This is a genomic window from Nesterenkonia halotolerans, assembly GCF_014874065.1.
In the GTDB taxonomy this organism is placed as follows: Bacteria; Actinomycetota; Actinomycetes; order Actinomycetales; family Micrococcaceae; genus Nesterenkonia; species Nesterenkonia halotolerans.
The window spans coordinates 207,644-219,572 of the sequence record NZ_JADBEE010000002.1; the positions used below are offsets into that span (position 1 = coordinate 207,644).

The following is an 11,929-nucleotide window of genomic DNA, read 5'->3' on the forward strand; positions in this document are numbered from 1 at the left end:
ATACTGCCCCGGCCGGATGGTTCCCGAGCACCCGCGGAGTGGACGCGCCGTTCAGCCTGCGCAGATATCCTGGCAGGCATGACTTCGCCCGGCACCCCCCGCCGTTCTCGCCGCCTGGCGACCGCCTCACTGCTCAGCGTGCTGCTGCTCAGCTCCTGTGGACCCGCTTCGGAGACGTCCCCCGAGGGTGCCGAGCAGAGCGCGGGATCTGCTGAGGAGGATCAGGCCGAGGCGCAGGCGCAGGCCGAGGCTGAAGCGCGCCAGGCCCAGGAGGCCGCGCTCGCCGGTCCGGGGGAGGAACACCGACAGCGCGCCGAAGAGATCGTCGCCGAGTACTCCACCGAGGAGCTTGCCGGATCCGTGCTGGTGGGGGAGTTCGCAAGCACCGATGCCGCGCCGATGGCGGCGCTGATCGATGAGCTGCACCTGGCTGGGAGCATCATCATGGGTGGCAACGTCCCGCGCGGGGACCAGGGGGTGGACACCGAGACGCTCGCCGCCGAGCTGGAGACGCTGACCTCCGGCGCCCAGGACCGCGAGGTGCCCCCGATGATCAGCGTCGACCAGGAGGGCGGCCTGGTCACCCGGGTCGACGCGCCGCTGACCGAGTGGCCCACGCCCATGTCCTACGGCGCCGCAGCACTGGGCAGCGAGCAGGACGGGGACGATGCTCAGTCCACCGAGGATGAGACCGACGACGACGACGCGCTTGCCCGCTCCGGGCATCGTTTCCTGGCCGCAGAGCTGGAGGAGCTGGGCTTCACCACGAGCTTCGCCCCCGAGGGTGATGTCACCGTCGGCGCGGCAGATCCGACCATCGGGTCGCGGTCCTTCGGCGGAGATGCCGAGGCGGTGTCCGAACTGGCGATGAGCGGGATCCGCGGCCTCGCCGAGGGCGGGCTCGCCGGGGCGGTCAAGCACTTCCCTGGCCATGGCTCGGTCACCGAGGACTCCCACCAGACGCTTCCGGTCCAGGATGCCTCGCTGGACGAGCTGCGCTCGCGGGACTGGGTGCCCTTCGCCGAGGCGGCGGAGGCCGGCGTCCCCATGATCATGATGGGACACATCGAGGTGCCCGCACTGGAGGAAGGCACGCCATCCTCGCTCTCGGCGGCGGCCTATTCCGAGCTGCGGGACATGGGCCACGAGGGAGTGGTGGTTACCGATGCGCTGAACATGGGGGCCATCGTCCAGGGCTACGGCGGAGATCAGGCCGCGGTGCTCGCGCTGGAGGCGGGTGCCGACCTGCTGCTGATGCCCGCCGATGTCGGTGGCGCCCATGCCGCGATCGTCACCGCACTGGAATCCGGAGAACTGGACCGTTCGCGCGCCACCGAGGCGGCCCAGCGGGTCACTGCCCTGCAGCTCTGGCAGGCCGACCTCGCCGCCGGAGAGCTGGCCGCGGGCCCGGGTGCCGAGCTGCCGGAGGAGCTCGCGAGGGAGAGCGAAGATGCCAGTGAGGCTGAGGCTGATGCTGAGGGGCTGGACTCCGCGGCCGAGACAGCGCAGGCGCTGGGGCGATCGGCCATCACTCTGGTCGCGGGACAGTGCGAAGCAGACCTCGCGGCTGAGGGGATCCAGATCGTGGGAGGCAGTGCGCAGGACCGGAGCAGGCTTGCCACGGCCGCGCAGGCCGAGGGGATCACCGTGGGCTCCGGCGCCGTGGTGAACCTGATCGGAGAATCCAGCTCCGCCGGGGGAGACATCGCCGTCGCCCTGGACCGTCCAGAGGTGCTCGCCGCTGCCGACGCACCGACGCGGATCGCCCTCTACGGACGCACGGTGGAGTCCTTCGAGGCGCTCGCACGGGTGCTCAGCGGTGAGGACGCTCCGGGCAGGCTTCCGGTCGCCGTCGGCGAGGACGAGCGGGGCCACTCCACCTGCTGACTCAGCGGCACCGGCCGATCCAGGTCTCGCTGCTCTTCGGTGGCACCTGCTGATTCAGAGCGGGTCCACCACGGCGAAGACCCGTTCCTCACCCAGCCGGGTGATGACCACGGTCGCGTGGTGCCGCGCTGACTGCCGCCTGGTCTGCTTCTTGGGCAGGACCTGCTGGCGCAGCTGCTCGGGGATGATGTCGACCCCCCGCTTCTTGATCTCCAGGCTGGTGACCGCCTCCTCGGCGGCCCAGGCCTTCAGCGCCTTGACGCTGTAGGGACGGACTTCCTGGATGCGGTAACTGCGGGAGAGTCCGCGCTCCTTGCCTGGATCGGTGCCGTCGGTGCAGAAGTACGCGATATGCCCATCGAGCAGGCGCCCGCCCAGCTCATCGGCGAGTTCCGCGACCAGCTCGGAGCGGATGACTGCGGGGTCTGGTTCGTGGAGCACCCCCGTGAGCCCGGTGCTTCCGCTGGGCTCCAGCTCAAGACCGGCGCCGAAATCCGTCGAGCTGGTCAGCTCCGCCACCCGATGTCCCTGCGGAGGTGGCGAGTTCGGCGGGTGCTGTTCCGGCTGTGATTCGTGCGGGGGTGGTGGGCTCTGCAGCGCCGTCGCCGCACGCCTGACTCCGGGCCTGGCGAGGTCGTTGAACCAGAGCACCACCTCCACCAGATCTCCATCCACAGAGACCCATTCCGCTTCACAGTCAGCAGGGATGAGGTCGTGGGGGAGCCCCGGTCCCAGCTTCACGCCCATCGGCGTTCCGGTGCGGGCCAGTTCCAGGACGAAGCTCAGCGGCGGGGAGAAGGACTCCGGATCCCACAGCCTCGTCGGCCCGGAGCGCAGCGAGTCCTCAGCCGCCTGCGGGTCTCGGCGCGCCGGGTCCAGCCAGAGCCCCCAGCCACGCGGGGCTGCGGCACGTGTCAGCTCGTAGGTTGAGGCGAAGCTCTCTGCCGTGCTGTGCAGGACCTTCGCCTCGGGGAAGGGAAGCAGGTTGATGGTCGCCGCGGCCGCGGCGTTCTCCTCCGCCTCCACCGCCGTGACGGAGAGCCCCAGCGAGGCGGCTGCGAGTGCGTCCGCTCCGAGGCCGCAACCCAGGTCCACCACTCGATCGAGCCCCGCGGCACGGAATCGCTGGGCATGACGGGCCGCCACCGGCAGACGGGTCGACTGCTGCAGACCTCCATGGGTGAAGAGCATGCGATCTGCAAAGTCCCCGAACTTTCCTCTTGCCTCGGCGCGCAGCCGGGACTGTGTCAGTGCGGCCGCCACACGCTCGGCAGGGTGGCCCTCCCGGCGAAGCTGCTCATTGAGGCCGAAGGAAGCGGAGGGGTCATAGGGCGGCAGCGAATTGACCAGCTCCCACCCCTCGGGTGTGAGCACCGGCGTCAACGAATCGGGAGAGGAGGACATCGCCTTCTACGGTACCGTCCCGCGATCGTCACATCGCTGTCACACCACACTCATCAGTTGCGGAGAATAGGTTAACTATGTAGGTTCTATTTAGCTAAGGGGACGCTAAGTAGATACTCCCACCATCATCGGGCCCACGGCTCAACCACCCGCATCGTGAAAGGCACACCTATGCCCATCTCTGCATCCACCGCCCAGCTCAGCTCGACCGTGCGCTCCAGAGGTCTCAGCGCGCTCTCCGTGGGCGCCATCGCCGCGTTCGCACTGACCGCCTGTGCCGGTGAGGACGCCGACGCCGCGGACGCCGAGCAGGTCAGCAGTGATACGCAGGCCGAGGAGACTGCCGGGGAGACTGCCGAGGGGTCGGCCGAGGAGGGGGCGGAGTCCGGGACGGTGACGATCGAGGATGATCACGGCACCCACGAGGTCTCCACCGATCCGCAGAGCGTGATCGTCACCGACAATCGCTCCTTCCGCACCCTCGAGGCCTTCGGGGTGCAGCCAAGCGCCGCCCCACTGGGTCTCATGGATGCGCAGACCCACAGCTATGCCGAAGATGAGTCCATCCTCGACCTGGGCATGCACCGCGAGCCGAATCTCGAGAATGTCGTCGCCGCCGAGCCCGACCTGATCATCAACGGCCAGCGCTTCCAGCAGTACTACCAGGACCTCACCGAGCTCGCCCCCGAGGCCACCATCCTTGAATTCGAGCCTCAGGAAGACGCTGACCTGGTAGAAGAGCTGATTCGCAAGACGGAATCGCTGGGCAGCGTGTTCGCTGAAGAGGACGCCGCAGCCGAACTCGTCGAGGAGCTGGAGACGGAGGTGGCTCGCGTCCAGGAGGCCTACGACGGTGAATCTACGGTGATGGGCCTGCTGACCTCCGGCGGAGACATGAGCTATGTGGCGCCCGGGCCCGAGGGTCGCGCCATCGGGCCGGTCTTCGACACCTTCGACCTCGTGCCCGCCCTGGAGCAGGAGGGTGAAAATGAGTCCCACGGTGACGACATCTCGGTGGAGGCCATCGCGACAGCGAACCCGGACTGGCTGCTGGTGATGGACCGCGACGCCCGCATCAGCCAGGAGGAAGAGGGCTACAGCCCCGCGGCAGAGATCGTCGAGGACTCCGAGGCGCTGCAGAATGTCACCGCGGTCGAAGAGGGCAACATCGTCTACCTGCCCGAGAACTTCTACCTCACCGAGGATATCCAGGCCTATACAGAATTCTTCCGCGACTTCGCAGATGCCCTCGAAGCGGCGGAATGAGAGAGATCACTGTCTTGCCAGTCAGTGAATAAGGGTCAGCGTCAGCCTCACCCGGGGGTGGACTTCGGGTGAGGCTGACGTCCCATCATTAGGCAAGCCCAGTGTTCGCTAATACAGTCAGGTACTTCACGCCCCCCCCCCGATCGTTGCGGGAGGCTCAGCCAGCAGACCGTGCACACGTCACCGGAAGCTCAGATGTCAGATCACTCCACCGCCACCCTGGGCAGCCCCCCGGACGACGCCGTCGATGGCCCCGCGGTCCACCGACGCAGTCAGCGCCGTCAACGGCTCTTCACCCCCGCACTCCTGGTCGGGCTCCTCATCACCTGCGGGCTTCTGCTGCTCTCACTCGCCACAGGCCAATATGAGGTCTTCAGCGAGGACGGCTTCTGGATGTTCGGGATCACCCGCGTCCCGCGGACGATCGCGCTGGTCCTGGCCGGCGCCTCGATGGCGATGTGTGGCCTCATCATGCAGCTGCTCACGCAGAACCGGTTCGTGGAGCCCACCACCACCGGCACCACGGAATGGGCCGGACTCGGGCTGATCCTGGTGCTGTGGCTCTTCCCCGGCGCCTCGATGCTGGCGCGGATGTCCGGTGCGGTGACGATGGCGTTCATCGGCACGGTGATCTTCTTCCTGTTTCTCCAGCGCGTGACGCTGAAGTCCTCGCTCATCGTTCCCATCATCGGCATCATGCTCGGAGCAGTGGTCAGCTCGTTCACCACCTACATCGCGCTGATGACCGATCATCTGCAGACGCTGGGAATCTGGTTCGCTGGGTCCTTCACCCGGGTGGTCGAAGGCCGCTACGAGCTGATGTGGCTGGTGCTGGTGGTCACCATCCTGGTGTTCGTCACCGCCGATCAGTTCACTGTGGCGGGTCTGGGGCGGGATATGGCCACCAACGTGGGACTCAACTACACGGCGGTGCTCTTCATGGGCACCGCGATGGTCGCGGTGGCCACCGGTGTCACCGCCACCGTCGTGGGAGTGCTTCCCTTCCTCGGGCTGATCGTTCCCAATGTGGTCTCCCTCTTCCGCGGTGACGACCTGCGCAGCAACCTGCCCTGGGTCTGCCTGGCAGGTATCGCCACGGTCACCGTCTGCGATCTGATCGGTCGCACCATCCGCGCTCCCTTCGAGATCCCCGTGGGACTGGTCCTCGGCGTGGTCGGAGCCGTGGTCTTCGTCGGACTGCTGCTCCGCCAGCGCAAGTCGGGAGGGTTGGTCACATGACGACACAGCTGGACCGTGCACGGGGACGGGACCCCCGCAGGACCACGCCCCCTGAAGCGACCAGCGCTGGCGAACGCGGATGGGCGCCCGCCGAGCACGCAGCTCGAACGCCGGAAGGCCGGACCCGCCGCTCCGGAGCGATCACCAGCCGCCGGCATGCTCTGCGCTACGCCGCCGTGATGGCGCTGCTCGGGTCGCTGTCGCTGTTCTTCACGCTGGGGATCCTCGGCTATGGCAATCCCATGCCGTTCGGTTCCTCCGGCTACTGGCTCATCGCGCAGATGCGTGTCGAGACGCTGCTGATCATCGGCGTCGTCACCTTTTGCCAGGCGATGGCCACAGTGGCCTTCCAGACCGCCACGAACAACCGGATCATCACCCCGTCGATCATGGGCTTCGAATCGCTCTACATCGCGATCCAGACCGGAGCCGTGTTCTTCTTCGGCATCGCCGGGGTCACCATGCTCACCGGACTCCCGCAGTTCCTCATGCAGGCCGCGGCGATGGTCCTCTTCGCGACCATCCTCTACTCCTGGCTGCTCAGTGGGCGGTTCTCCAATATCCACATCATGCTGCTCGTGGGCGTGGTGATCGGGGGCGGTCTCGGTTCGCTGTCGACCTTCATGCAGCGAGTCCTGACTCCGAGCGAGTTCGACGTGCTCACCGCGCGGCTCTTCGGCAACATCGGCAACGGGCGCGCCGAGTACCTTCCCTATGCCATCCCGATCGCGCTGCTCGCCGGGGGAGTGCTGTGGTGGCGGGCGCGCAGACTCAACGTGGTCGCGCTGGGACGCAACACTGCTGACAATCTGGGAGTGAACCATAAGCGTGAGGTGATGTTCATCTTGCTGCTGGTCTCGGTGCTGATGGCGATGAGCACCTCGCTGGTCGGGCCGATGACCTTCCTGGGCTTCCTCGTGGCCACGCTGGCCTACCAGTTCGCGGACACCTACTCCCACCGGATGTTGTTCCCGATGGCGATGCTCATCGGCTACACCGTGCTGGCTGGCGCGTATTTCATCATGCGCAATGTCTTCTATGCCGAGGGTGCGGTGACGCTGATCATTGAGCTCCTCGGTGGAATCGTCTTCCTGATAGTCCTGATGCGAAAGGGTCGCCTGTGATCAGCCTGACCGAGGTCACCAAGAACTACGGCTCCAAGGGCGCGGCCGACTCCGTGCAGATCGGACCGATGACCGTGGAGATCGCCGCAGGGGGCATCACCGCGCTGGTCGGCCCCAATGGGGCGGGAAAGTCCACGATTCTCACCATGATCGGACGGCTGCTCGATGTGGACTCCGGCGGGATCGAGGTGGCCGGGCACGACGTCGTGAACTCTCCGTCGAAGACCATCGCGAAGATCCTCTCCATCCTCCGGCAGGAGAACCACTTCGTCACCCGGCTCACCGTGCGCCAGCTGGTCGGCTTCGGCCGTTTTCCGCATTCCAAGGGACGGCTGACAGCGGAGGATGAACGCCACATCTCTGAGGCCATCGACTTCCTGGATCTCGCTGAGCTGGAGAACCGCTACCTCGATCAGCTCTCCGGAGGGCAGCGGCAGCGCGCCTATGTGGCGATGGTCCTGGCGCAGAACACCGACTACGTGCTGCTGGACGAGCCGCTGAACAACCTGGACATGCAGCACGCGGTGCAGATGATGCAGCAGCTGCGCCGAGCGGCGGATGAGCTGGGCCGCACCGTGGTGATCGTGCTGCACGACATCAACTTCGCCGCGCACTACTCGGACCAGATCCTCGCCATGAAGGACGGCGTGGTCGCAGAGCACGGGCCGCCCGAGCAGATCATGCGCGACGCGGTGCTCTCCCGGGTCTTCAACACCGAGGTCACGGTCATCGAGGGGCCGCACGGGCCGCTGGCGGTGTACTACTGAGAGCTCGCAGTGATCGCGAGGCTCCTGAGGTATGGACTGCGTGACCAAGCCTCGTTCACCGTGATTGACTCTTGCTGCACGCTTGCTGCTTTGATGACTCAAGGGTGGAACGGTAAAGAAACAATGCACAAAGAGAGTTTCACTGCTGCGTACTTGGCACTCGCTGCACTTCTGAATGTTGGCGTTTTTTGCCTTGCGTGGGACGTGTTCGATGTGTTCGGCAATGCGATGCCGCCGACGCTCAGTGACACCGTCATTGGCGCGTCTTTGGCCTCGCTCCTCGCGACGGCTTGGGCTTCGACGCCTCGCGTGCTGAAGAACTCTCTGCGCCTGTCGAACATGATCCTCGGCGTCATCGCCGCATCCATGACGGTGCCGGGGGAGTTTGCCCTGCGGAGCGGGGTCGACGGCAACTATGGAGCGGCTCTGGTGGCCGTCCTAGGGGTAGCGCTGCATCTGCTGCTCGCTGCCTCCCTGGCGACCCAAAGTGTGGTGTGTATGTCAGGCGGAGCACAACGACCTGACGTGTGAGGACGCTCTCACCGTTCGGAGCGCAGAGGAGGCCAAGAGACGCCGGCGAGCTCGGCGCTCGCGGGCATCGGCGATTCAGCACTCCCAGCGCCGACCATCCCGGATCTCAGCTGCTGAGACGCCGCCGGGAAAGCTTCAATGCCGGGGGCGCGCGGACCTAGTATCTTTCCCTGCGCCGCTTCGGCGTCTGACACCATTCATTCCTTTTGTGGAGATGCCCCCTCATGCCTGCCTCTGTTGAGCCTTCTGCGCCCGAGACCTCGCCTCGGCCCCACGACGCCGTGGACGAGTCGCACAGCAATATTCCGCGCCACCGGATCATCCTGGCCTCGCTCATCGGGACCACGATCGAGTTCTACGACTTCTACATCTACGCCACCGCAGCGGTGTCGATCTTCCCGCTGCTCTTCTTCTACGGCGATGAAGGCTCGGCGCTGCTGGCCTCGATGGCCACCTTCGGTGCCGCCTTCGTGGCGCGTCCACTGGGCGCCATCATCTTCGGCCACTACGGCGACAAGGTCGGCCGCAAGGCCACCCTGGTCGGCGCACTGCTGACCATGGGCATCGCCACCTTCCTGATCGGGCTTCTGCCCACGTACCAGCAGATCGGCCTCTGGGCGCCGGCGCTGCTGACGATCCTGCGCTTCAGCCAGGGCCTGGGGCTCGGCGGCGAATGGTCCGGCGCGGCGCTGCTCGCCTCGGAGACCGCGCGTCCAGGCAAGCGCGCACAGGCCGCCATGTGGCCCCAGCTCGGCGCCCCGTTCGGCTTCATCCTGGCCAACGGACTCTTCCTGGTGCTCGCCACCCTGTTCTCCTATGACTCCACCGCGAGCGATCTCAGCGACCCGTTCCTGGTCTGGGGCTGGCGCCTGCCGTTCCTGCTCTCCGTGATCATGGTCGGCGTCGGGCTCTACGTCCGGCTGCGCATCGAGGAGACCCCGGTCTTCGCCAAGGCCATGGCCAGCAACGAACGGGTCAAGGCGCCGATCGGCGAGGTCTTCCGCCGCAACTGGTGGGAGATCATCCTCGGCACGTTCATCATGCTCGCCACCTACGGCCTGTTCTACCTGATGACCACCTGGGTCCTCTCCTACGCGATCGGCTCGAATGAGACCGGCGGACTCGGCTACGGCTACCAGGACTTCCTGGTGCTTCAGCTGGTCGCCATCGTGTTCTTCGCGATCTTCGTGCCCGTCGCCGGCAAGCTCGCCGACAAGTTCGGGCGCCGCCCGATGCTGATCGTGGTCACCGTGGCGATCATGCTCTTCGGACTCAGCTTCGGCTTCTGGCTCTCCGCCGATTCCATGGGCACCGGAGAAGACCTGAACATCTGGCAGATGCTGATCTTCTTGGCCGTGGGCATGACGCTCATGGGCCTGACCTTCGGCCCGATGTCCGCGGTGCTTCCCGAGCTCTTCCCCACCAACACCCGCTACACCGGGTCCGGAGTCGCCTACAACGCGGCCTCCATCCTGGGTGCCGCGCTGACGCCCTTCGTCGCGGCCTGGCTGGTGCAGAACCACGGCGTCGCCGCCGTCGGCCTCTACCTGGCAGGCCTGGGAGCGCTGACCGTCATCGCACTGGTGCTGGCACCGGAGACCTCGAAGAAATCGCTCTACACGCAGGCCTCAGCGGACTGAACTCCGGCTGAAGGCTGAACTCTGCCTGAGCACTGAGGGGCGGCTCCCATCCGGGGCCGCCCCTCAGCCGTATCAGCAGCGGCAACCGTCTCGGCTGCCGCTGCCGCTGCCTCAGCCGTCGACGACGGCGACCAGCTCGTCGAGGAACCGGCCGAACTCGGTCCCGCGGCGGAGCAGCCGCTGCAGCGACTCGCGCTCGCTGAGCACCTCGACGAGCTGCTCGAAGATGGTCTGGAAGGCGTCGCGCTCGGATTCTGAGAAGGCAGCCAGGGCCACCACCTGGATGCGCCCCCCGCCCCAGCGGATGGACCCCTCAGCGATCCCGATCGAGAGGGCCGTGCGCCGGGCGGTCATGCTCAGCGCGTGCGGCACGGCCAGCGACTCGGTGAACGCGGTGGAGGAGAGTCGCTCACGCTCGATGGTGCCGCGCACGTAATCCTCATCGATGATTCCGCGGGCGATCAGCGGTGCGCTGAGCTGGTGGATGGCATCCTCCTCATCCTTGGCTCGCAATGGCCGGATGAAGGCTTCGGGGCTCAGGTAGCGCTCGAGCTCTCCGCGCAGCCGGGTCAGTCGCCGGGCGCGACGGCGCTTCGAAGCAACGGCGGCGATGCGCGCCATATCGGCCTCGGTCACGAAGGGTGCGAGCTGCACGGTGCGCTCGTCGGGCACCGGGGGCTCGATGGTCGTGAGCACCAGGTCCGTGGTCATGGCCGACCAGTCCGGATCCACTCGGGTCTCCACGGCGGTGACCTCGATCCCCGGGCCGAGCGACTCATCGAGCCGTGAGCGCAGCAGATCATGGAGCTCGTAGTACCCCGGGCACACGATGGTCGCGGTCAGCGCCGTCTCCGCCCGACGGCTGCGTTCCAGCCGTCCGCCGACATGCATCGCGATATAGGCGATCTCGTCCTCGCGGATGCTGACGTTCAGCTGTTCGGCGATGTCACTGGCGATGGAGACCGCCACCTGGAAGATCATCGGGTAGGTCGCCTTCAGTGACTTGGTCAGCGGGTTGCGGGACCAGGCCTGCTCCCGAGCCCGGTGGACCAGGTTCTGCACGTGCAGGCTCAGCCGGCGGATGAAATCAGCATGCGCGATGTCCACCAGGTACTCCTCGGCGGCATGTCCGACGGCGCGGATCACCGCCCGCTCCACCTCGGCGTCCAGCGGCACCTCGGTGCCGGCGCTGCCGTCGGAGGCCACCACCCGGGTGAGCACCAGGGAGGCCAGATGCTGCAGGTCCCCCTGGCCCAGCGAAACCCCGAAGTGTTCCGAGGAGAGTGCGCCGATCACCCCGGCCAGCCGCTGCTGCTGCGCGCTGGGCTCCAGATGGGTGCCCTCCAGCGGATGCCCGTGGCTGACTCGATCAGCCGCGATGGCCACATGCAGGACCACATCGGTGGAGGCGAACTCGTTGACGTAGTAGCCCTGTTCGGCCAGCTGCGCGGCGAGTGCCCGCTTGAAGGGGCCGAAAGACTCAGCCTCCAGGGAGCCCAGGCCCGCGGCACGGCGCAGGCCCTCGCCGTCGAAGGAGCCGCGCTCCATCTCATCGTGGGCAAGCTTGGAGACCAGCCGACGCTGGGCCAGTTCATCCCCGGTGAGCAGCGCACGGGACCCCGAGCGCTGCACCGTGACGCCGGTGCCGGAGATCAGCTCGCGCACCCGCACCAGGTCAGCCTCGACTGTGGCCTCTGAGACGTAGAGCCGCTCCGCCGTCCGGCGCAGGTCGACGCCGTTGCGCGCCTCCATCAGTTCGTGCACCAACCCGTGGAGTCGGTCTCGCGTGGAGGTGCGGGCCGATTCACTGCGCAGTGCCGCCAGCGCCGCGCGGTCGGCCCGGTAGCCCAACGGCCCGGATTCGACGGCGTGCGGATCCGGTTCGGCCCGGGCATTGATCTGGGCGATATAGGAGCGGACGCTGCGCGGGGTGACCCCGAGAAGATCGGCCAGCGAACCCGCGGTGATCCAGCCGGGCTCGCGAAGAAGCAGCTGGATCAGCTGCTCCTGACGCTTGCTCATCCTGTCCACGCTCAAACCTTACCGGGCAGCCCGCCTCTGGCAGGGCGTT

General features: G+C 66.8%; 9 protein-coding genes. 7 read left to right on the forward strand and 2 right to left on the reverse strand.

Annotated elements, in window-relative coordinates; genetic code table 11:
• Positions 1 to 78: 78 nt before the first annotated feature.
• The gene (locus H4W26_RS11185) at positions 79 to 1,887 is read left to right on the forward strand and encodes a glycoside hydrolase family 3 N-terminal domain-containing protein (RefSeq protein WP_192592309.1); all 1,809 of its coding nucleotides are present in this window, start codon (positions 79 to 81) and stop codon (positions 1,885 to 1,887) included.
• Between the two features lie 54 nt (positions 1,888 to 1,941).
• Here the strand turns inward: H4W26_RS11185 and H4W26_RS11190 are convergent, their stop codons facing one another.
• Positions 1,942 to 3,291, reverse strand: a complete 1,350-nt coding sequence (locus tag H4W26_RS11190; protein ID WP_192592310.1) for a THUMP-like domain-containing protein — start codon at positions 3,289 to 3,291, stop codon at positions 1,942 to 1,944.
• Between the two features lie 171 nt (positions 3,292 to 3,462).
• On the opposite strand from H4W26_RS11190, the gene H4W26_RS11195 reads away from it, so the two are divergent.
• From H4W26_RS11195 to H4W26_RS11220, 6 genes are all read left to right on the forward strand, one after another.
• Positions 3,463 to 4,557 (forward strand): siderophore ABC transporter substrate-binding protein, encoded by a 1,095-nt coding sequence (locus H4W26_RS11195; protein ID WP_192592311.1) that lies wholly within the window; start codon positions 3,463 to 3,465, stop codon positions 4,555 to 4,557.
• A gap of 195 nt (positions 4,558 to 4,752) precedes the next feature.
• The gene (locus tag H4W26_RS11200) at positions 4,753 to 5,796 is read left to right on the forward strand and encodes an ABC transporter permease (RefSeq protein WP_192592312.1); all 1,044 of its coding nucleotides are present in this window, start codon (positions 4,753 to 4,755) and stop codon (positions 5,794 to 5,796) included.
• Positions 5,793 to 6,920, forward strand: a complete 1,128-nt coding sequence (locus tag H4W26_RS11205) for an iron chelate uptake ABC transporter family permease subunit (protein WP_192592313.1) — start codon at positions 5,793 to 5,795, stop codon at positions 6,918 to 6,920. The genes H4W26_RS11200 and H4W26_RS11205 overlap by 4 nt, the downstream gene beginning before the upstream one ends.
• Positions 6,917 to 7,687, forward strand: coding sequence for an iron ABC transporter ATP-binding protein (locus H4W26_RS11210; protein WP_192592314.1), 771 nt, complete (start codon positions 6,917 to 6,919; stop codon positions 7,685 to 7,687). Before H4W26_RS11205 ends, H4W26_RS11210 begins: the two co-directional genes overlap by 4 nt.
• A 60-nt stretch (positions 7,688 to 7,747) precedes the next feature.
• Positions 7,748 to 8,218, forward strand: a complete 471-nt coding sequence (locus tag H4W26_RS11215; RefSeq protein ID WP_192592315.1) for a hypothetical protein — start codon at positions 7,748 to 7,750, stop codon at positions 8,216 to 8,218.
• A gap of 224 nt (positions 8,219 to 8,442) precedes the next feature.
• Positions 8,443 to 9,858, forward strand: coding sequence for an MFS transporter (locus H4W26_RS11220; protein ID WP_192592316.1), 1,416 nt, complete (start codon positions 8,443 to 8,445; stop codon positions 9,856 to 9,858).
• Between the two features lie 111 nt (positions 9,859 to 9,969).
• On the opposite strand, the gene H4W26_RS11225 is transcribed toward H4W26_RS11220, so the two are convergent.
• Complete coding sequence (locus tag H4W26_RS11225) at positions 9,970 to 11,880, reverse strand: BglG family transcription antiterminator (protein WP_192592317.1); 1,911 nt, start codon at positions 11,878 to 11,880, stop codon at positions 9,970 to 9,972.
• Positions 11,881 to 11,929: the final 49 nt, after the last annotated feature.

Bases quoted from the DNA above. Each gene is read 5' to 3' on its own strand.
- H4W26_RS11185 (WP_192592309.1), top strand. From the start codon at position 79: ATGACTTCGCCCGGCACCCCCCGCCGTTCTCGCCGCCTGGCGACCGCC.
- H4W26_RS11190 (WP_192592310.1), bottom strand. From the start codon at position 3,291: ATGTCCTCCTCTCCCGATTCGTTGACGCCGGTGCTCACACCCGAGGGG.
- H4W26_RS11195 (WP_192592311.1), top strand. From the start codon at position 3,463: ATGCCCATCTCTGCATCCACCGCCCAGCTCAGCTCGACCGTGCGCTCC.
- H4W26_RS11200 (WP_192592312.1), top strand. From the start codon at position 4,753: ATGTCAGATCACTCCACCGCCACCCTGGGCAGCCCCCCGGACGACGCC.
- H4W26_RS11205 (WP_192592313.1), top strand. From the start codon at position 5,793: ATGACGACACAGCTGGACCGTGCACGGGGACGGGACCCCCGCAGGACC.
- H4W26_RS11220 (WP_192592316.1), top strand. From the start codon at position 8,443: ATGCCTGCCTCTGTTGAGCCTTCTGCGCCCGAGACCTCGCCTCGGCCC.
- H4W26_RS11225 (WP_192592317.1), bottom strand. From the start codon at position 11,880: ATGAGCAAGCGTCAGGAGCAGCTGATCCAGCTGCTTCTTCGCGAGCCC.